18 protein-coding genes are annotated in these 18,755 nt (G+C 70.0%); 11 read left to right on the forward strand and 7 right to left on the reverse strand.

Annotated features, from left to right (window positions below):
* Nucleotides 1-11 precede the first annotated feature (11 nt).
* From WS57_RS09665 to WS57_RS09680, 4 genes are all read left to right on the forward strand, one after another.
* The gene (locus WS57_RS09665; RefSeq protein WP_069244118.1) at nucleotides 12-935 is read left to right on the forward strand and encodes a DMT family transporter; all 924 of its coding nucleotides are present in this window, start codon (nucleotides 12-14) and stop codon (nucleotides 933-935) included.
* Nucleotides 936-1,002: 67 nt separating this feature from the next.
* Nucleotides 1,003-1,782, forward strand: coding sequence for a sensor histidine kinase (locus WS57_RS09670; RefSeq protein ID WP_040130238.1), 780 nt, complete (start codon nucleotides 1,003-1,005; stop codon nucleotides 1,780-1,782).
* Between the two features lie 78 nt (nucleotides 1,783-1,860).
* A complete protein-coding gene (locus WS57_RS09675; RefSeq protein WP_069244119.1) occupies nucleotides 1,861-3,204 on the forward strand; it encodes a hemolysin family protein in 1,344 nt (447 codons plus the stop codon).
* Between the two features lie 22 nt (nucleotides 3,205-3,226).
* Nucleotides 3,227-3,811, forward strand: coding sequence for a thiamine phosphate synthase (locus tag WS57_RS09680; RefSeq protein WP_069244120.1), 585 nt, complete (start codon nucleotides 3,227-3,229; stop codon nucleotides 3,809-3,811).
* A gap of 37 nt (nucleotides 3,812-3,848) precedes the next feature.
* Here WS57_RS09680 and WS57_RS09685 read toward each other — a convergent pair whose 3' ends face one another.
* Nucleotides 3,849-5,492, reverse strand: a complete 1,644-nt coding sequence (locus WS57_RS09685; RefSeq protein WP_069244365.1) for a DUF3459 domain-containing protein — start codon at nucleotides 5,490-5,492, stop codon at nucleotides 3,849-3,851.
* Nucleotides 5,493-5,880: 388 nt separating this feature from the next.
* Here WS57_RS09685 and WS57_RS09690 point away from each other — a divergent pair, with 388 nt between their 5' ends.
* Together WS57_RS09690 and WS57_RS09695 are read left to right on the forward strand one after the other, a co-directional pair.
* On the forward strand, nucleotides 5,881-6,588 hold the full coding sequence (locus WS57_RS09690) for a class I SAM-dependent methyltransferase (protein ID WP_059518995.1): 708 nt from the start codon (nucleotides 5,881-5,883) through the stop codon (nucleotides 6,586-6,588).
* A 137-nt stretch (nucleotides 6,589-6,725) separates the two neighbouring features.
* Nucleotides 6,726-7,394, forward strand: a complete 669-nt coding sequence (locus WS57_RS09695; RefSeq protein WP_009693583.1) for a glutathione S-transferase — start codon at nucleotides 6,726-6,728, stop codon at nucleotides 7,392-7,394.
* 54 nt (nucleotides 7,395-7,448) lie between these two features.
* Here WS57_RS09695 and WS57_RS09700 read toward each other — a convergent pair whose 3' ends face one another.
* Nucleotides 7,449-8,102 carry a DUF1345 domain-containing protein gene (locus WS57_RS09700; RefSeq protein WP_009693582.1) on the reverse strand — a complete coding sequence of 218 codons (654 nt, stop codon included), beginning with the start codon at nucleotides 8,100-8,102 and terminating at the stop codon, nucleotides 7,449-7,451.
* Nucleotides 8,103-8,240: 138 nt separating this feature from the next.
* On the opposite strand from WS57_RS09700, the gene WS57_RS09705 reads away from it, so the two are divergent.
* On the forward strand, nucleotides 8,241-8,972 hold the full coding sequence (locus WS57_RS09705; RefSeq protein ID WP_059518997.1) for a metallophosphoesterase: 732 nt from the start codon (nucleotides 8,241-8,243) through the stop codon (nucleotides 8,970-8,972).
* Between the two features lie 173 nt (nucleotides 8,973-9,145).
* On the opposite strand, the gene WS57_RS09710 is transcribed toward WS57_RS09705, so the two are convergent.
* The gene (locus WS57_RS09710; protein WP_059518999.1) at nucleotides 9,146-9,847 is read right to left on the reverse strand and encodes an RES family NAD+ phosphorylase; all 702 of its coding nucleotides are present in this window, start codon (nucleotides 9,845-9,847) and stop codon (nucleotides 9,146-9,148) included.
* Nucleotides 9,844-10,263, reverse strand: a complete 420-nt coding sequence (locus WS57_RS09715) for an MbcA/ParS/Xre antitoxin family protein (protein ID WP_009693578.1) — start codon at nucleotides 10,261-10,263, stop codon at nucleotides 9,844-9,846. The genes WS57_RS09710 and WS57_RS09715 overlap by 4 nt, the downstream gene beginning before the upstream one ends.
* 235 nt (nucleotides 10,264-10,498) lie before the next feature.
* On the opposite strand from WS57_RS09715, the gene WS57_RS09720 reads away from it, so the two are divergent.
* Nucleotides 10,499-11,281: an ABC transporter substrate-binding protein gene (locus tag WS57_RS09720; RefSeq protein ID WP_040131851.1), complete on the forward strand. Its 783-nt coding sequence runs from the start codon at nucleotides 10,499-10,501 to the stop codon at nucleotides 11,279-11,281.
* 784 nt (nucleotides 11,282-12,065) lie between these two features.
* On the opposite strand, the gene WS57_RS09725 is transcribed toward WS57_RS09720, so the two are convergent.
* Nucleotides 12,066-13,559 (reverse strand): sigma-54 dependent transcriptional regulator, encoded by a 1,494-nt coding sequence (locus tag WS57_RS09725; RefSeq protein WP_009689108.1) that lies wholly within the window; start codon nucleotides 13,557-13,559, stop codon nucleotides 12,066-12,068.
* Nucleotides 13,560-14,011: 452 nt separating this feature from the next.
* A complete protein-coding gene (locus WS57_RS09730) occupies nucleotides 14,012-14,929 on the reverse strand; it encodes a metal-dependent hydrolase (protein WP_009689107.1) in 918 nt (305 codons plus the stop codon).
* A 546-nt stretch (nucleotides 14,930-15,475) separates the two neighbouring features.
* On the opposite strand from WS57_RS09730, the gene WS57_RS09735 reads away from it, so the two are divergent.
* Together WS57_RS09735 and WS57_RS09740 are read left to right on the forward strand one after the other, a co-directional pair.
* Entirely contained in the window at nucleotides 15,476-15,817 is a 342-nt protein-coding gene (locus WS57_RS09735; RefSeq protein WP_069244121.1) for an FKBP-type peptidyl-prolyl cis-trans isomerase, read from the forward strand.
* Between the two features lie 25 nt (nucleotides 15,818-15,842).
* Complete coding sequence (locus tag WS57_RS09740) at nucleotides 15,843-16,619, forward strand: AraC family transcriptional regulator (protein ID WP_069244122.1); 777 nt, start codon at nucleotides 15,843-15,845, stop codon at nucleotides 16,617-16,619.
* 51 nt (nucleotides 16,620-16,670) lie between these two features.
* Here the strand turns inward: WS57_RS09740 and WS57_RS09745 are convergent, their stop codons facing one another.
* Nucleotides 16,671-17,114 (reverse strand): GNAT family N-acetyltransferase, encoded by a 444-nt coding sequence (locus WS57_RS09745; protein WP_009695297.1) that lies wholly within the window; start codon nucleotides 17,112-17,114, stop codon nucleotides 16,671-16,673.
* A gap of 188 nt (nucleotides 17,115-17,302) precedes the next feature.
* Here WS57_RS09745 and WS57_RS09750 point away from each other — a divergent pair, with 188 nt between their 5' ends.
* A complete protein-coding gene (locus WS57_RS09750; protein WP_069244123.1) occupies nucleotides 17,303-18,748 on the forward strand; it encodes an MFS transporter in 1,446 nt (481 codons plus the stop codon).
* Nucleotides 18,749-18,755: the final 7 nt, after the last annotated feature.

Consider the following 18,755-nt stretch of genomic DNA (forward strand, 5'->3'; position numbering starts at 1 on the left):
GACAAATCTTGATGAAGCCCGAAGCCCGCCAGCACCTCCGCGCCAACCTGCTGATGCTCGCCGCCGCCGCGATCTGGGGCTCGGCCTTCGTCGCGCAGCGACTGAGCCTCGACGTGATCGGGCCGTTCCTGTTTACGGGACTGCGCTTCCTGCTCGGCGCGCTCGTGCTGATCCCGCTGCTGAACTACAACGCGGCGGCGCGCGCGCAGCTCGCGGCAATCCGCCGCGACCCGGCGCTGCTGCTGCCGGGCCTCGCGCTCGGCGGGCTGCTCGCGGTGTCGATCTCACTGCAGCAGATCGGCCTGCAGTACACGCGGATCGCGAACGCGGGCTTCATCAGCTCGCTGTATGTCGTGATCGTGCCGCTGATGGGCATGTTCGCGCGCCACCGGATCGGCGCCGGCACGTGGTTCGGCGCGCTGCTCGCGGCGACCGGCCTGTATTTCCTCAGCATCGACGAACATTTCTCGGTGCTCTACGGCGACTGGTTCCAGCTCGCGGGCGCGATCATCATCGCCGGGCACGTGATGGCGGTCGGCCATCTCGCCAAACGCCACGATCCGCTCGTGCTCGCGTTCATGCAGTTCGTCGTATGCGGCGCGGCGTGCCTCGCGATCGGGCTCGCGGTCGAGCCGATCAGCGTCGCGATGCTGCGCGGCGCGCTGCCGACGCTGCTGTACGGCGGGCTGCTGTCGGTCGGCGTCGCCTATACGCTGCAGGTCGTCGCGCAGCGCCACGCGGCGCCCGCGCATGCGGCCGTGATCTTCAGCATGGAAGGCGTGTTCGCCGCGATCGCGGGCTGGGCCGCGCTCGGCGAAACGCTGACGACGCGCTCGCTGGTCGGCTGCGCGCTGATGCTGGCCGGCCTGCTCGCGTGCCAGCTTCTGCCGAACGGCGAGGCCCGGAAAAAGGACGAGGACGCGCTGCCGGCATGAGGCGCGCTGTCCCTATAATGGCGGTTCGCGGGTTTTCCCCGCCAACCGCTTCCGACAGGCCTGCTCCGTGACGTCCACTTCAGTCGATCCCGCCGCCGACCTGCTGCGCGAACGCGCAGCGCATTACGCCGCGCAAACGGCGCTGTTCCTGCGCGACCAGGCGCTGTCCACCGCGTCGCACGACCTGCGCAGCCCGCTCAACGCGATGCACAGCTGGGCATACGTGCTCGAGCGCCAGCTCGCGAACGCCGATCCGAACCTGCAGCGTGCGCTGGCCGGCATTCGCACCGGCATCGATCAGCAGGTGAAACTGATCGACGACGTGCTCGACGCGCCGCGCGCGCAGACGCGCACGCTGACGCTCGCGCCGCAGCCGTTCGCGCTGCGCCCGCTCGTCGACGATACGCTCGCGCTCGTTCGCTTCGCGCTCGCCGACGCGCGACAGGTCGCGCTCGACGCGACGCTGCCCGATGATGCCCTGCCGCTGTTCGCCGACCGCGAACGCGTCGCGCAGGCGCTGTGGACGATGCTCGCGACGGCCGTCGAGGCCAGCGCCGCCGGCAGCCGCGTGACGCTCGCCTGCACGCGCGAAGGCGCGCAGTGCACCGCGCGCGTCGGCTGCGACGTGAGCGCCGGCGCGCTTGTCGATCCGGCGCTGCCGCATGTGCTCGAACCGTTCGCGCGCCACGAGATGCTGCGCGAACGCGACGCGAAACGCGTCGCGTGGGCGCTGGCGCTCTGCCAGCGCGTCGCACTGGCGCACGGCGGCACGTTCACGCACGCGCCGTTCGCCGACGGCGCGGCGGTCGCGCTCACGTTGTCGCTCCGATGCGAGGCGCCGGTGTAAGCAGGCGGGTCGACCCAGCACATTACACCTGCCTTTCAGGCTCTATACTGATGGGCCTGTCATAACCGGAGCGATTCCTTGTTACAGATCTTCGCGCTCATCGGCGCGTTGTTCCTGGTGGCCCTCAACGGCTTCTTCGTCGCGGCCGAATTCGGCCTCGTCAAACTGCGCGCGACGCGCGTCAAGACACTGGCCCGCAAGCACGGACTGCGCGGCCGCATTCTCGCCATCGTGCACGGCCGGCTCGACGCGTATCTGTCCGCGTGCCAGCTCGGCATCACGCTCGCGTCGCTCGGCCTCGGCTGGGTCGGCGAACCGGCGTTCGCGCAGTTGATCGGTCCGCTGCTCGACCTGATCGGCGTGCAGTCCGAGCGCATCGTGCACCTGATCTCGCTGGTGTTCGCGTTCTCGCTGATCTCGTTCCTGCATATCGTCGTCGGCGAACTGGCGCCGAAATCGATGGCGATCCGCCAGTCCGAGAAGGTCGGCCTGTGGGTCGCGCTGCCGCTGTATGCGTTCTACTGGGCCATGTATCCGGCGATCTGGCTGCTCAACAGCAGCGCCAACGCGGTGCTGCGGCTCGCGGGGCTGTCGGCCGATCACGGCGGCGACGCGCACTACTCGACCGACGAGCTGAAGCTGATCCTGCGCAGCCGCCGCAGCACGGCCGGCAACACCGCGCAGCCGGCACGCGGCACCTACAGCAACGACGAATGGAACACGCTCGCGCATTCGCTCGACTTCTCGTCGATGACGGTGTCGGACCTGATGCGGCCCGCGCATGAAATGATCGGCCTGCGGCGCGACCTGCCGCTGACCGACAACATGGGCATCGTCGCGCGGCACCGCTTCAGCCGCTATCCGCTGTTCGAGGATGCGTCGCGCGAGCAGGTCAGCGGTCTGATCCACCTGAAGGACCTGCTGCTCGCTCGCCACGCGGGCGCGGCGCTCGACGATCTGTCCGACTACGTGCGCCCGGTCCAGTACGTAAAGCCCGATACGCCCGCGCTCGACCTGTTCCGCCGCTTCCGCAAGGGCGCGCCGCACTTCGCGCTGGTCGGCGACAAGGGCCAGAAGCCGATCGGCTTCCTGACGCTCGACAACCTGCTCGGCGCGCTCGTCGGCCAGATCCACGACGAGTTCCGCCAGGGCGACGCCGACTGGAGCCGCCTCGACGACGGCACGCTGATGGGCAAGGGCAGCCTGCCCGTCGTGTCGCTCGAGCAGGCGCTCGGCATCGACATCGACGAAGGGCGCGCGGAGTCGGTCGGCGGCCTCGTGATCCAGGCGCTGAACGACCTGCCGTCCGAAGGCCAGCGCGTGTCGTTCGACCGCTTCGACGTGGTCGTGAAGAAGATGAACGGGCCGCGCATCGTGCTCGTGCGCGTCTATCCGAAGATCGCGAAGGAGGCCGACGAATGACGGCCTCGCATCGCCGCGCGCGATGAACGCGACGCTGCCGCGCCGCTGCGTGATCACGCCGGAACCGGCGTCCGCGTCGGCGGCCGACTGCCGCGCGTTCGTCGAGCGGCTGTCGGCCGTGCTCGCGCGCGGCGAGACGCTCGTGCAACTGCGCGTGAAATCGTTCGATGCGGCGGCGTTCGCGCGGCTCGCCGCGGAGGCGCTCGCGCCCTGCCACGCGGCCGGCGCGCATCTGATGCTCAACGGCCCGATCGACGCGCAGGGCGTGATGCAGCTCGACGGCGCGGGCTGGCATCTCGACGGCGCCGCGCTGCGCGCGACCGCGCAACGCCCGCTGCCGGCCGACCGCTGGCTGTCCGCCGCGTGCCACTCCCTCGACGATCTGCAGCTGGCCGCGCGCGCCGGCGCGGATTTCGTCACGCTGTCGCCGGTCCTGCCGACGCTCAGCCACCCGGGCGCACCGACGCTCGGCTGGGCGCAATTCGGCGCATGGGCCGCGCAGGCCGCGATGCCCGTCTACGCGCTCGGCGGCATGACGCCCGCGCATCTCGACGATGCACGCCGGCACCACGCCTACGGAATCGCGGGCATACGCAGCTTCTGGTAAGGGCCGGGCGCGAGCGCACCCGGCCATTCAGCACGGTTCAGGCAAGCGGCGTGGGACGCATGCCGCGCCACGCGCCGCCGTCGATGCGGCGGACATCGTGCGTGAGCGCGTAATGGTTCACGTCGCCCGTCAGCCATGCGACGAGCGAGTACGGCGGCAACGCGCCGGCATCGACATGGTCGCGCGCACGGGCCGGCGTCTCGAACACGACCTGCCCGGCCGGCGCATCGAACGGCACGCTGTCCGGCGACAGGTTCAGCGCGATGCTGAGCGTTTCGTCGTCGGCGAGCCGCCATGACGCGAGCAGCGCGTCGGCATCGCCGGCACCGCTCGCCCGCAGCGCATGCGCGGACTGCGGCCGGCAGTCGGACAGCCGCGGCGAGATCAGCTTCGCGCGCACCGCGAGCGCCGACTGCACGAAATGCGCACGGTCCGCGTCGCGCGCGGTTTCATCGAAGACCAGCGGAATCTGTGGCGTGAGCAGCGACAGCGCGAGCGCGGCAAGACCGGCCTCCTGCTCCCGCACGCCGTGCCGCCATGCGCCGTCCGACAGCACCAGCGACGTCAGCGGCAGCGCGCCTTCGGCGGCCATCCCTTCGCCCGGCGCGGCCGGCTGGAACGCCGCGCCGGCCGCAGTCAGCGCACGCGCGAGCGTGTGGATCGACTGGTGCGTCGAGATGCCTTCATGGCCCGGCGCGTCGCCGCCCGTCAGGCGGTGCAGCGCGCGTTCGCCGCAACTGTTCCACTGCGCGTCGAAATGCGTATCGGCGAGATGCGCCGGATGTCGCTCGCTGCCGAGCACGAGATGGATCAGCCTGTCCGCCGGCACGGCCGCGCGCACGCGGTCGGCGATCTCGCGCAGCCACGACGCGTCGATCCGGTCGGCCTCGCGCAGCCGCAGCCCGTCGCAGCGGTATTCGTCGATCCAGTACAGCGCGTTGTCGCAGAAGAAATCGCAGACGTCCGGATGATCGAGCGCGAGCGGCGGCGCCTGCAGCGGATCGTCGCGCGTATGGAAGAACGGCGCCGCGTAATGACGCAGCGCGTCGGTGCCGCTGCCGAAGCGCGCGTAGTCGAGTTCCAGCAGCACCGCGAGCCCGAAGCCGTGCGCGGCGTCGATCAGCGCCTTCAGCGCGTCCGGGCCGCCTTCGGCCGCGAGCGGCGCGAACGGCAGGCTGTCGTGCGGCGACGCGAGCAGTTCCAGCGCCGTGACGCCGAGGCGCGCGAGCTGCGGCAGCCGCCGGCGCACGCCGTCGAAGCCGCCCACCGCGTGCGGCCGGATCGCATAGAGCGCGATGTCTTCCCACGGGCGGCCATGCCAGAACGTGTTGCGCCACGTGAACGCGCGCGGGTCGACGACCTCGCTCGGGCCGTTGAGCCCTTTGGGCTGCGAGCGCGACGCGGGATCGGGAATCGAGACGGTGTCGTCCAGCCGGTAGCGGTAGCGCGCGCCCGCGCCGCATTCGGCAAAGACCTCGAACCAGTCCGCGCCTGCGGCCGTCATCGGGATCAATGTCGGGCCGTGGCCGGTGTCGAGTTCGAGCTGGACCTGCGCGCTGCCGGGCGCCCATACGCGGAAGTGCGTGCGCGGCGTCGCGCAGCGCGCGCCGCAAGGCTGTGCGCCGAACGGCAGGCAGTGGATGTAGTGCTGCGCATACGGATCGTGCGGACAATCGGACATCATGCGCTCCTCGCGCGTGCCGAGCGGCCTGGCCGCGCCGTCGGCGCGGCGCAATGGAGCCCGGCACGCGGCGGCCGGGCGGGGGGAGAGAAACGAGTATGCACCGCTTTGGCGAGCGTGACGCATCGCCGTGGAGATTTTTAAATGAGGATCGACCCCGCGAAACCCGGCCGACGCGGCGGATGCGAATCATCGCGTGGTCCGGTGCGCGCGCACGCCGCACGGGGCCCTTTCGTCACGCACGCTGCGACACATAAACCGCGCATGCGACGAACCGGGTAGTTCGCATACCGGAATGACGGCTCGCCTTGTTGCCCGCGCCGCGCCCGCTTACGCTGCGCGGAATGCGTGCGGACACCCCGTCCGCGCGCCACTCGAGGAACCATCGATGTCGCTCCCCGCCAGCGCCGCCAAATTCGATCCCGCACGTGCGCAGGAATACGCCGAACAGTCGCGCATCGCGCTCGCCGGCTACGACGCCTGCCATGAACTCGCCGCGTGCATGCTTGCGGCCGCGATCGGCGCCCCCGACGCACGGATACTCGTCGCCGGCGCCGGCGGCACCGGCCAGGAAATCTGCGTGCCGGCCGCGCTCGAGCCGGGCTGGCGGTTCACGGCCGTCGACCCGTCCGCGCCGATGCTCGCGCTGGCGCGCGCGAACGTCGAAGCCGCCGGTTTCGGCGCGCGCACGACGTTCGTCGAAGCGGGCGTCGACGCCTTGCCCGACACGCCCGCGTTCGACGGCGCGACGCTGGTCGGCGTGCTGCATCACGTGCCCGGCGATGCGGCGAAGGCCGCGCTGCTGCACGCGATCGCGCAGCGCGTGAAGCCCGGCGCACCGCTCGTGATCGCAGGCAACTACCGCCGCTACGCGGATCACCCGCGCCTGCTCGACGCATGGCAGCAGCGCTGGCGCATGAAGGGCGCGACGCCCGACGCCGTGCGCGCGCAGCTCGCGAAGATCCTGCAGGGCGCCGATCCGCCCGCATCGGAAGAAGTCGTGTTCGGCCTGCTGCGCGACGCGGGCTTCGATGCGCCGCTGCGCTTTTTCGCGAGCCTGTTCTGGGGCGCGTGGATCGCCGTGCGGCGCGCGTGACGGTGCGAACGGTCGCGGGCGGGGCGACGACGCCGGAGTCGAATGCGACGAACGACGCGCCCGCCCCGCCCTCGCGCGCTGCCGCACGTCGCGCGCGCTCGGTATGATGTCGTTCCCGCCCCTCTTCCGGGATCGACATGCTCACCGTCCATCACCTGAACAACTCGCGCTCGCAGCGCGTACTCTGGCTGCTCGAGGAACTGGAAGTGCCGTACGAGATCGTCCGCTACGAGCGCGATCCGAAGACGATGCTCGCGCCGCCCGCGCTGCGTGCGATCCACCCGCTCGGCAAGTCGCCGGTCGTCACCGACGACGGCCGCACCTACGCCGAATCGGGCGCGATCGTCGAGTATCTGGTCGAGCGCTACGGCAACGGGCGCCTCGCGCCGCCGCCCGGCACGCCCGAGCGGCACGACTACCGGTACTGGCTCCATTACGCGGAAGGCTCGGCGATGCCGCCGCTGCTGCTCAAGCTCGTCGCGCTGCGGATCGCGCACGCGCCGATGCCGTTCTTCGCGCGGCCGATCGCGCGCAAGATCGCCGCGACGCTGCAGGCGGGCTTCGTCGATCCGCAGATCGCGCTGCATCTCGGCTACATCGACAACACGCTGCAGCGCTCGGGCTGGTTCGTCGGCGACGACTTCAGCGCGGCCGACATCCAGATGAGCTTTCCGCTCGAAGCCGGCACCGCGCGCGGCGACGCCGGCCGGCATCCCGCGATCGCGCGCTTTCTCGACACGATCCATGCGCGCCCGGCCTACCGGCGCGCACTCGAACGCGGCGGCCCGTATGAACTGCTCAAGTGATGCGCGGCGCGCGAACGCGGGCGGGCCGCCGCGCTCGCCCCGTCCGAAGGCGCGTCAGCTCAGCAAGCCGGCCGCGACGTTGATCGACAGCCCGAGCACGGCCATGTTGAAGTAGAACGACAGGATCGACTGCGCGAGCACCGCGCGGCGCGCGGAGCGGTTCGCGAGCGACACGTCGGCCGTCTGCGACGCCACCGCGAGCGTGAACGCGAAATACAGGAAGTCCCAGTAGTCGGGCTCGAGATTCCGGTCGGGAAACCGCAGCGCGCGGTCGTTGCTCGGCGAGCCGTAGTAGAGCCGCGCATAGTGCAGCGTGAAGATCGTCGGGATCAGGAACCACGCGCCGAACAGCGTCGCGGCCGTCACCGCGTAGTGGGCCAGTTCGACGCGCAGGCCGACGCCCTTCGCCGTCGCCAGCTCGATCGCGATCGCGGCCACGCTCGCGACCGTCGCGAGGCAGATGACCGTCAGCACGGTGGTCGCGTTCTCGTCCTCGCGGATCGCGATCTCGCGCACCTGGTGATGATGCGCGGTGACCATGCGCACCCACATCAGGATCAGATACAGCCAGATCGCGCAATCCCAGCCGATCAGCGCGCGGGCGGACAAGTGCAGCGGGAGCGGCAGCAGCAGCGCGCACAGCACGCCCGCGGCGAACGCCGCGACCATGCGCGGCCGGTTGCGCAATACCTGCGGATAGAGCGTCATCATACGAATCCGAAAGCGGATGGAAAGGATCGGGCCGGCGCGCGGCATCGCGTGCCGCGCCGGCCCGCCGGGTTGTCGCCCCGATTATCGCCATTCCGGCGTGACGTGGCGATGGAGATCAGCGCCTAAGATAAGGGGATGACTGCCTCCGCCCTTCTCTGCCACCATCCCGCGAACCCGGCCGGCCGCGACTTCGTCGTCGGCGACCTGCACGGCTGCGTGGACGTGCTGCGCGCGCTGCTGCACGACGTCCGGTTCGACGCGGCGCGCGACCGTCTGTTCTCGGTCGGCGACCTCGTCGACCGCGGCCCCGACTCCGAAACCGCACTCGAACTCCTCGACCGCCCGTGGTGCCACGTCGTGCGCGGCAATCACGAGGAGGTGCTGAGCCTCGTGTCGCGCGGCAAGCTGCCGGCCGACGCGTGGCGCGGCATCGGCGGCGACTGGGGCGCCGACCTGCCGCCCGAACGGCTGCATGCGCATGCGGCGCGCGTCGATGCGCTGCCGCTCGTGCGTGTGGTCGGCGACGGCGCCGCACGCTTCAACGTGCTGCACGCGGAATTCTTCGGCTCGGACGCCGATCTCGACAGCGGCAGCTATTCGCACGACGTGCGCGAGCGGCTGATCTGGGGCCGCGATCTCGTGCAGGGCCTCGCCGATCCCGGCTGGCAGGCCGGGCTGTCGCTGACCTGCACCGGCCACACGCCGGTGCGCGAGCCGCAGCGCATCGGCGCGCAGTGGTTCATCGACACCGGCGCGTTCGCGCCTTCGGGCCGGCTCACGGTTGTCGAGCCGCGCACCGGACGCACGTGGTCGATGACGCAGACCGAAGCGCGCGAACGCCGCGCGGGGGATTGGCCGCTGCCTTAGCGGCCCTGGCGGACATGGCGGCCGTTGCGGCGTCGCGCGGCGGAATCGGATCGGGCACGCCCCGCCGCGTGTCGAACGCGATGCGGGCGACACGCCAGGTTTCGAGGATCAGGGAACGCGCCACGCCGGCAACGCACCACCCGCCCCGGCGCCCGGCGCAGAGACTTGCGGCGTCAACCGACCTGATTCAGTTCGAACACCGCATCGATCGCCGAGCCGTTCCAGTTGTATTCGAGATAGGCCGCGTGATGACAGTCGCGCAGCAGCGTCGTGCGAAACGCCGCCAGGCATTCGCCACCCGCATCGCGCACCGACGGATAGACGATTCCCGCGCCGCCCGCGTTGCGCACCGTGCGGGCGAACGCCTGCCCCGCGCCGTAATCGAGCGGATCGAGCAGCCGCGGATCGCGCTGCGGCCAGTTGCGCACGTCGGCCACGTCGCCGTGTGCGATCACGGTGTAGAGCCGCATCTGCTGGCGCATCGGCGGCTCCTTCGTCGCGGCCATGAACAGCCCGCTGTGATAGCGCGTCTCGGCGATCGCCGTGTCGCGCGAGCGCGCACAGTAGAACACGCCGTAGCTGCCGTCGGAAAACCGGCTGCCCTGCGGATTCAGGTGCGTGAACGCGGCCATGATCGGCCCCCAGCCGAGCCCGTAGCGTCGCTCGGCCGCCGGCACGAGGTCGAGCGTGCCGACTTCGTTGCGGATGCGGTCGTTGGTCATCGATTCGAGCGCGTACAGCGCGTCGAAATCCTCCGCCGAGGCCACGCGGTCGAACAGGTTGATCGCCGGAAAACGGGTGGGAATGACACGATAGGCAGGCGCCCAGTCGAGCGTGGTCGTGGGCCAGTGTTTCGTTTCGGTCGGACTCGTCACGCCCAGCCACCTCGCATGGCGTCGAGGTATTGCCGGACGGCGACCAGGTCGCCGACGTTGCCGGCCAGCATCCGGTCGAGCGCGCGCTTGCCGCCGAACGGCGCCGCGTCGTTCGGCCGCTTGACCCACGCGTCGGCCGCGGCGGGCTGCGGCAGCAGGATCTGCAGCGACTTGTAGATGCCGAGCAGCAGCGACAGCCGCTCCAGCGTATCGCGCGGCAGGCGCGCCGATTCGGGCGCGGCCTTCCACTTGAAGAACGTCGAGCGGCCGGGCGAGCCGAGCAGCACGATCTGTTCGTCGATGGTCAGCGCCCAGTCGCGCGCAATGTTGAAAAACGCGCGCAGGCCGGCTGCCGACATCTGCGCGACCGAGGCCTGCGGCGGGGCGGAATGCGGATCGTAAGCGGGCTGCGACATGACGGTTAGTCTCAGAATGAATCTACTAACAAGACTAGTCCATTTTCGTATTTTTGCAAGGGTCGACACCCTCCTACCGCCCATTGCATCCGACAAATCGATATTTTTTGTCCATTCTGGACTGTTATTTTATTTTCTGCGTTAATGGCCGTGCGGACAGCGCGCCGGAATGCGATGCGTGTCCGCGGAAAACCGTGTCGCCCAGAACCGGAAGGACCACGCCAAGGAACGCACCATGAAGAGACTGATTGCCGCCGTTTCGATCGCCCTGCTCGCGGTATCCGCAGGCCCAGCCGTCGCGAAGGACTGGACCACGATCCGCTTCGGCACCGATGCCAGCTACGCGCCGTTCGAATCGAAAGCGCCCGACGGCAAGCTGGTCGGTTTCGACATCGACCTCGGCAACGAGATCTGCGCGCGCCTGCAGGCAAAGTGCGTGTGGCTCGAGAACGATTTCGACGGGATGATTCCGGCGCTGAAGGCGAAGAAGTTCGACGCGGTGTTGTCGTCGATGTCGATCACGCCGCAGCGCGCGGAGCAGATCGGCTTCACGACCAGGATCTACAACCAGCCGACGCGGCTCGTCGTGAAGAAAGGCTCGCCCTTGCTGCCGACGCCCGAATCGCTGAAGGGCAAGTCGATCGGCGTCGAACAGGGCACGACGCAGGAAGCGTATGCGAAGGCCTACTGGGCGAAGCAAGGCGCGAACGTCGTGTCGTATCAGAACCAGGACGGCGTCTATGCGGACCTGACCTCGGGCCGTCTCGACGCCGCGCTGCAGGACGAGGTACAGGCCGCGATCGGCTTCCTGAAGTCGCCGCGCGGCGCGGGCTACCAGTTCGTCGGGCCCGAGCTCGTCGATGAAAAGGTTCTCGGCATCGGCGCGGGCATCGGCCTGCGCAAGGAAGACACCGACCTGAAGGCGAAGATCGACCGCGCGATCCACGACATGGTCAAGGACGGCACCTACAAGCGGCTCGCGTCGAAGTACTTCGACTTCGACATCTACGGCGGCTGACGCGGCATCGCGCGCGGCCGGCGGCGACGCGCGACCTCAATACACGAAAACCGGGCGTCGCGGCAGCGGCGCCCGCACGCACATTCCCTTGCGGATCGGGCTTGCAATCGGAAAAGCGCCGCCCCGGCGCGGATGACCGGCAATCCGCCGGATCCGCCTCGTACCCGATGCGGACAGATGGCCAGCCGGTGCATGCCGGCGGGCCGCACCCTGCACGGCCGACCGGCGATGCCCCGGGTCGCTGCGATCGCGGCCAGCCGGCCGCGGCGTGTGGCGATCGATCATTTTTCTACCCCGTTTCGGTCTGTTGCTTGTTCCGGCAACCGGTCCGACAAGGCCGGCGCCCCGACGCCCCGCCGACGACGGTCCGTGCCGCGGGAACGGAGCGGCTTCGCCCCGTCCCGCCATGCCTCCCCGCGGACTGCGTCCTGGCCTGACGGTGCCAAACCGGCCGGACGCCACGTCGTCGACTTGCGCATGCCCTCATTTGCAAGGAGCGGGCCAGCCCCGCGCGCGCCCGGCCGCACAAGGGTTCGGCCGCAACGAATGGCAGCCGCGGCGGGCAAGCGATGCGGGTGGTTGCGAATCTGATACATGCGGCGCGCGGCCGGCGCCGGCCGCGCGGCGGCAAAGCCTTGCGACGCAAGGCCGACGCACGATTCAGGGAATATTTGCCGGCTGCGGCGAAACGCCTGCGCACGCCTTTGCCGCACGAATTCGCATGCTCGCCGACGCGAAATGTTTCACGTCCTTTACATGCGCCGGGAGCCGCCGCGCCGGCCGCTCAGCCGACCCGGCAGTGCCCGGCGTCGCCCGGCGTCGCGCCGCCGTTATCCCCGTTGTCGCCATGATCGCCGTGATCGCCGTGGTGGGTGTCGTGATCGTTCAGCCCGTGCTCGATCATCATCCGGTAAAGCGTCACGCGCGAGATGCCGAGTTCGGCGGCCGCCTTGTTGATCCGGTGATCGTTGCGCAGCAGCGCATTCTCGATCGCGGTGCGCTCGGCCAGCGCCCTCGCCTGCTCGAGCGTGACGGGCTCGGTTTCGCCGGGCGTCTCGAGGCCGAGATCGTGCGGCGTCAGCAGCCGGCTTTCGGCCATCACGATCGCGCGCCGCACGCGGTTGATCAGCTCGCGCACGTTGCCGGGCCATTCGTAGCGCCGCATCGCATCGAGCGCGGCCGACGTGAAGCCGCTGATCTTGCGGCCGCTGTCGGCCTTGTACTTCTGCAGCACGTAGTGCGCGAGGATGTCGATGTCCTTGCCGCGCGCGCGCAGCGGCGGCTCGTGGATGCGCAGCACGCAGAGCCGGTGATAGAGGTCCGCGCGGAACCGTCCGGCCTCGACCGCGCCGTCGAGATCGACGTGCGTCGCCGAGATGATCCGCACGTCGACCGCGATCGATTCGTGGCCGCCGAGCCGTTCGATCTTCCCTTCCTGCAGGAAGCGCAGCAGGCTCGCCTGGCTCTCGACGGGCATGTCGCCGATCTCGTCGAGGAACAGCGTGCCGCCGTTGGCCGACTCGATGCGGCCCGCGCGCCGCTGGTTCGCGCCGGTGAACGCGCCGCGCTCGTAGCCGAACAGCTCCGACTGCAGCAGGTGATGCGGAATCGCGCCGCAGTTGATCGCGACGAACGGCCCCTTGCCGCGGCCGGAACGCTCGTGGATCGCGAGCGCCGTCAGTTCCTTGCCGGTGCCCGACTCGCCGGAGATGAACACGCTCGCGTCGGTCTTCGCGACCTTGCGGATCGTGCTGAACAACTGCTGCATCGCCTCGCAGTTGCCGATCATGCCGTGCTCGCCGATCGACGCCGCGTACGCCGCGCCGTCGACGCGATCGAGCGCGGCCATCCCGCGCGCATGGCCCAGCACGTGCGAAATCCATTCGTAGGGCAGCGGAAGCGTCACGTAATCGAAGCAGTAGCTGCGGATCAGCTCGCGCACGGCCGGGCCGATCGTCACGCCGGCCTGCGCGATCGAGATCCAGCCGATCGCCGGCTGGCTCAGGCAGGCCTTCAGCGCCGGATAGTCGCGCGACGTGAACCCCGTGAAATCGACCAGCCCCGCGGCGACGCCCACGCCGGACGTCATGTTCTGCGCGGCGCCGGCCGTCTTCGCGACCGACACCTCCCAGCCGAGCCCGCGTAGTTGCGCGAGCAGCGGTTCGTCGGGCGTGCGCATGATCGCGAACAGCCTGCGTCCGGCCTCCGGGGCGGTGACGGACACCGGCGGCATGTCGGGCGCCGCCCTCCCGTTTGCGTCGGGTGACCTTGCAACCATCGTTGTTCCCCGCTTGGCGTTGGTATCGTGCGCCGGCTCGCCGCCGCATAAGACGGACGACGATTGAACCGACATATTGGCCGCATTTCCCGCCGAATAAAATCCCCCCGCTCAATAATCGCGGACGGCGACGGGATCCTTCATGAACGGTATATCGATGCCGGCGACGCGCGGCTAGATGGGTGTTATCCCGGTGGCATGACGGGCACGCCCCCGAACCGGACAGCGTCCGGCGCCGGAAGCCGCGCCGGTGCTGGCGCGCGGCGTCCGCGCGGGTGGCAGGACGGGACCGTCGGCGCGGCGGAGCGCGCCGCGCGGGGCCGGCCGGTTGTCCACGCATCGGCATGCGCAACCGGTTCCGGCTGATTTCGGTCAGTCGTCAGACGAGCCGCGGCGATGTGCGGACGCAACAGGCGGATCCGCCGTCACACGGCGGCCGCATGGCCGTGCATTCAGCGGCCCGATGCGAGCGGCGCCAGCGCGTTCGCGCGGCCGCGCCCCGACGGTGCGTCGTCGTGATCGCCGTAGGCGGCGACGAGCGCGTCGACGCGCGCGAGATGATGGCGATTGTCGTGGTCCCACGGATGGAAGCCGGGGCGGAAATAGCTGAGCCATTCTCCGGCGATGCGCGGGAACAGCCCGCGGCGCGGCCCGTACAGGAACGCGATCATGCGCAGCATCCCGCGCAGCCGGTGCCGCGCCGCGCGGTCGCGCCACAGCAGCGTCACGTGCATCAGGAACACGGTCGGCCAGAACGTCAGCGTGGTGACGAGGTACACGCCGATGCGGATCAGGTAGCGGCGCAGGCCCGGCTTCATCACGGCATTCCAGACGTCGAACGATACGGCCTTGTGCTCGGTTTCCTCGAGCGCATGCCATATCCACATCTGGCGATAGCCTTCGACCGAACCCGCGAGCCGCGTCGGGTCGCGCAGCAGCCAATCGGCGAGCATCGCGGTGTAGTGTTCGGCCGCCACCGTATGCGCGAGCTGCACCGAATGCGGCAGCACGCGCTTCATGAAGCCGAGCACCTTCCATACGCGCTGGTCGAGCTTGCGCGCGGGCAGCCGGTTCGCCTGCATCAGTTCGTTGTATTCGACGTGCTCGCGCGTGTGCATCGCCTCCTGGCCGATGAAGCCGAGCACCTGCCGTTTCAGCACCGGATCGTCGATGCGGTCGCGATAGTTGCGCACCGAATCCATGAAGAAGCGCTCGCCGGCCGGAAACAGCAGCGACAGCGCATTGAAGAAGTGGGTCACGTGCGACCCGAGGCCATGCCAGTCCTTCGCGCGTTCGACCGGCAGGTCGAAGCGCAGGTCGCGACGCACCGGCATCACCTCGGCGGCGGTAGCGTGAGCGGCTGACTTCATGTTTGTCGTTCTCCTTGCTTCGGGGGTGGCGCGGCAGGCCGATGGCCGATCGCGCCCCGCCAAAATCTTGACATCGATAACTGTAAAGATAGGCGCCGAGCGCCTGCGCGCGCAAGCCGCGCGGTAGATGCGCGCTTCCAAACGAGGCACGGTCGGGAAGGCGGAAAAATCGGCGCTCGAACGGCGCCGAAATCGGTCCCAGTTCGAACGCGCGTGCATGCGGGCGCGCCGCGGGCAGCGGCTGCCGACGCGGCGCGCCGGCGGCGTGCCGGCCCCGTGCGGCGGGCCTTTCGCCGAATCCGGCAGGCGACGTGCGGCGTGCGATCGACGGCCCGGACCGCCACGATTCATACGCGTTGCGCATTCGCGTCGCGCAACGCGGTTTCGATCGTCGCCGAACAATTCAAACAGGCGTTCCATTCGCAGGAGAACGACACGCGACTTCACCGCCCTCGCGCGCCGCGCGACCGGGCGCGGGCCAGCTGCGACGGCCGTCGGCGCGCTCGCCTACAATAGCGGTTTTACCCAACCCTCTCAGGAGAAGTCATGTCTGTGATCACGACCGAATCGGGCCTCAAATACGAGGACCTGACCGAAGGCACCGGCGCGGAAGCGCAAGCGGGCCAGACCGTCAGCGTCCACTACACGGGCTGGCTGACCGACGGTCAGAAATTCGATTCGAGCAAGGACCGCAACGACCCGTTCGCGTTCGTGCTCGGCGGCGGCATGGTCATCAAGGGCTGGGACGAAGGCGTGCAGGGCATGAAGGTCGGCGGCGTGCGTCGCCTGACGATCCCGCCGCAACTCGGCTACGGCGTGCGCGGCGCAGGCGGCGTGATTCCGCCGAACGCGACGCTCGTGTTCGAGGTCGAGCTGCTCGCCATCTGACGCCCGCGCCGGCCGACGCCCTCCGATGGAACGCATCCCGTCTCCCGCCGTCGCACTGCGCCGCTACGACGTGCTCGAAGCGTCGGACGTGCACGACTTCCACCAGATCGTGCTCGGCGTCGACGGCACGATGGTGATGGCGGTGGACGGCGTCGGCCAGCGCATCGACCGGCACGCGGCCTGGCTGATTCCGGCCGGCGCGCGCCACGATTACGCGGGCCTCGGCGACAACCGCCAGCTCGTGCTCGATCTCCCGGCCGCGTCGCTCGCGGTGCCGCGGCAGCTGTTCGAGCGCGCACGCGCCGTGTCGATCGAACCGGCGCTGACCTCGCTGGTCGCGCAGCTGGCCGTGGGCGCCGCGCAATTCGACGGGATGCCGGCGGGCGATACGCAGCGCGCGGCCGCGCGACGTTTCCAGTGGCAGGCGGCCGCCCGGCTGTGCGGCGCTCTGCTCGACGAAAGCGGGATCGAAGTGCCGGCCGCAGGCCTCGATTTCGCGCGCATCGACCGCTGGCTGCGCGCGCGGCTCGCGGAGCCGCTGCGCATCGCCGATCTCGCCGCGCATTGCGGCTACGGGATGCGGCGGTTTCATCAGCTGTTCGTCGACGCGTTCGGCGAAACGCCGCATCGCTACCTGCAGCGGCTGCGGCTCGACGCGGCGGCGGTGCTGCTCGCCGAGGGCCGGCATTCGCTGATCGACATCGCGGGCAGCGTCGGCTTCGCGGACCAGAGCGCGTTCACGCATGCGTTCACGAAGCGGTTCGGCATTGCGCCGGGACGCTGGCGCGGCGACCGGCATTGAAGGCGCGGCGCGCTGCGTCGTTACCATTGCATCTACGAGCCCCCGGGCCGATCACGACCCCATCGTTTTCGCGAGCCGTTGCCCGTTTCGCACGAAACCATGCCGCGCGTAAAAACGGTGCGCATCCGGGCGGTGGTCGCCGCTCGTCAATTCCAGCTTCACGCATCCTGCCTGTTCGAACCAGTGCTCGGCCGCGGCGATCAGCGCACTGCCGATGCCCTGCCCGCGGCAGCGCGCGTCGACGACCATGCTGGTGATGCGCCCGAGGCTGCCTGCCATGTGGAATAGCGGAAGCGCATGCAGGCTGATGCAGCCGACGATCTCCCGGTCTATCGTCGCGACCAGAATCCGGTCGGCCTGACTGGGCAGCAACGCCTGCAGCTTTTCGCGGATCATCCCGGACGTCGAATCGTATCCAAGCTGGCGCAGCAATCGGGCAATGTCGATGTAGTCGTCGATCTGCGACGCTCGCGTCGTGAGGTTCGGTGGTTTCATTCGTGCGGGGCCTGGGGGGATGGGTACGCGATCGCATTCGATCGGTCGCCCCGCCATGTTAATCGCCGCGCACCCCGGCCGCATGCAATGCCGCTTCACTGCGCACACGGGCCCCGCCCGTCCAGCACCGTATCGACGCTTCACGCCCCGCTGAAACATCGCGTCGGCACGCGGCCTAGGATGGGCACATGGATACGACACCACCGCCCGCCCCGCACTTCCCGCGCGCGCTTGCGCGCATCGTCGCGACCGTCAGCGTCGGCTTCGTCGTCACGCAGCTCGACGTGACGATCGTCAACATCGCGCTCGCGCATCTGGCCGCGGACCTGCGCCTGACGGTCGCCGGCCTGCAATGGGTCGTCGACGCGTACACGCTCGCGTTCGCGGTGCTGATGCTGTCGGGCGGCGCGCTCGGCGATCGCTTCGGCGCGCGCCGCCTGTATGTCGCGGGCCTCGCGCTGTTCGCGCTCGCGTCGCTTGCCTGCGGCGCCGCCACCGCACCCGCGATGCTGATCGCGGCCCGCGCGCTGCAAGGCGTCGGCGCGGCGGCGATGCTGCCCAACTCGCTTGTGCTGCTCAACGACGCCTGCCGGCACGACCCGCGCCTGCGCGCGCGGGCGGTGAGCGCGTGGACGGCCGCAGGCTCGATCTCGATCGCGGCCGGCCCGGTGGTCGGCGGCCTGCTGATCGCGGCGTCGGGCTGGCGCGGCATCTTCCTCGTCAATCTGCCGCTGTGCGCGGCGGGACTCGCGGCCACGCTCGCCTGGGTGCCCGCGCGCCGCGACGACGCGTCGGCGACGCGGCCGGCCGCGCGCGCACTCGACCTGCGCGGCCAGCTCGTCGCGATCGCGATGCTGACCGCGCTGACCGCCGCCGTGATCGAGTGGCGGCCGCTCGGCTTCACGCATCCGGTCGTCGCCGGCGGCTTCGCGCTGGCGGCGCTGGCCGCGTTCGCGTTCGTCGCGGTCGAGTCGCGCACCGCGACGCCGATGCTGCCGCTGTCGCTGTTTCGCCGCCGCACGTTCAGCGCGGCCGTGCTGTTCGGGATCTGCGTGAACCTCACGTACTACGGCACGGTGTTCGTGCTGGCGCTGTATCTGCAGCGTGTGCGCGGCGAATCGGCGTGGCAGGCCGGCCTCGCGTTCCTGCCGCTGACCGGCGGCTTCCTGCTGTCGAACCTCGCGAGCGGCCGCGCGATCGCGCGTCACGGCCCGCGCGTGCCGATGCTCGCGGGCGCGCTCGTCGCCGCACTCGGTTACGGATCGCTGCATTTCGTCGAGGCGGCGACGCCGCTGCCAATCCTGCTCGTGCCGTTCCTGCTGATCCCGTCGGGAATGGGCTTCGCGGTGCCCGCGATGACGACGGCGGTGCTCGCGTCGGTCGCGCCCGAGCGCGCCGGCATTGCGTCGGCCGTGCTGAACACCGCGCGACAGGCCGGCGGCGCGATCGGCGTCGCCGCGTTCGGCGCGCTGGCCGGCGGCGCCGCGAGCGCGCAGGTCGTGAACGGCCTGCGGATCGAAACCGCCGTGTCGGTCGTGCTGCTGATCGCCGCCGCGCTGCTGGCCATGCTGGTGCGACCCGACGCGCATCGCGGCGCATCGCCCGCCGCTCGCGCGGTGCGGGCAGCCGACTGACCGCCGT

The sequence above is a fragment of the Burkholderia pseudomultivorans genome (assembly GCF_001718415.1).
Taxonomy (GTDB): domain Bacteria; phylum Pseudomonadota; class Gammaproteobacteria; order Burkholderiales; family Burkholderiaceae; genus Burkholderia; species Burkholderia pseudomultivorans_A.